This window comes from Methylobacterium sp. CCH5-D2 (assembly GCF_001556475.1).
GTDB lineage: Bacteria > Pseudomonadota > Alphaproteobacteria > Rhizobiales > Beijerinckiaceae > Methylobacterium > Methylobacterium hispanicum.
Genome location: NZ_LSIX01000537.1, coordinates 1 through 883, shown reverse-complemented (window position 1 = coordinate 883; position 883 = coordinate 1). Strand labels below are relative to the sequence as shown.

At 72.3% G+C, this 883-nt stretch carries 1 protein-coding gene; it reads right to left on the bottom strand.

The features are described 5' to 3' along the window. Positions 1–865, bottom strand: an 865-nt coding sequence (locus AX737_RS13800) for a protein-methionine-sulfoxide reductase heme-binding subunit MsrQ (protein WP_082773036.1), incomplete at its 3' end; no start/stop codon positions are given. Positions 866–883 lie beyond the last annotated feature (18 nt).

Here is an 883-nt window from a genome sequence, read left to right as displayed (position 1 = left end):
GCCTCGTGCTCGGCGCCAACCTCGACTTTTCCGGCCCGATCCGGCCGCGCAGGGCGTTGACGAGCGGCAGCAGCAGGCCGACGCCCAGCACCCACCAGGCCGGCCGGATCGGGCCGGAAAAGTCGAGGTTGGCGCCGAGCACGAGGCCGGCCGGCACGCCGCTCTTCAGCCCGTACCACGCCGCCTCCAGAAGGGCGGTCAGGAGCGCGGAGCCGAGCGCCAGGAGGAGGAGCGACCAGGGCCGCGTCGGGGCCGAGAGGCGGTGCATCAGGCGCCAGCCCATCAGCAGGACGAACAGACCGGTCCAGAAGACCGGGTCGGTGACGTCGATCTTCGATTGCAGGAAGTAATGCAGCAGCCCCAGCGCCGCGATCGGGTAGGAGAGCCGGTGCAACCGGTGCCAGGCCGGGCCCATCCGGCGGATCGCCCCGTCGGTCGAGGTCCAGCCGAGCGCCACGAGGCCGGCCAGCGCCACGAAGCCGACCGTCAGGTAGATGCGCAGCGCGATCTCGGAGGCCACCTTCGCCAGGTCGTAGTTCTGGTCCACGACGTAGAGGACGAGGTGGGCCAGCGCGTAGGCGAGCGCGGAGAGCCCCAGCATGCGCCGCAGGTTGATCAGCCGTGGCCAGTCGGCGATCCGGCGCAGCGGGCTCACCGCCAGGGTGGCGAGGAGCAGCCGCACCGCCCACTCGCCGGTGGCATGGATCAGCGCCGTGACGGGCTTCGCCCCGAGCGCGTCGCGGGCATAGCCTTGCGCGAGGTAGAGGCCGGGCGCCAGCACCAGCAGGAAGCAGAGGAGCTTCAGGGCCGAGAGGCGTCCGGCCCGATCGAGCCAGGGGAGCGGCAGAGTCGTGCGTGCGGGCATGCGGGGCGTGTTCGCGGG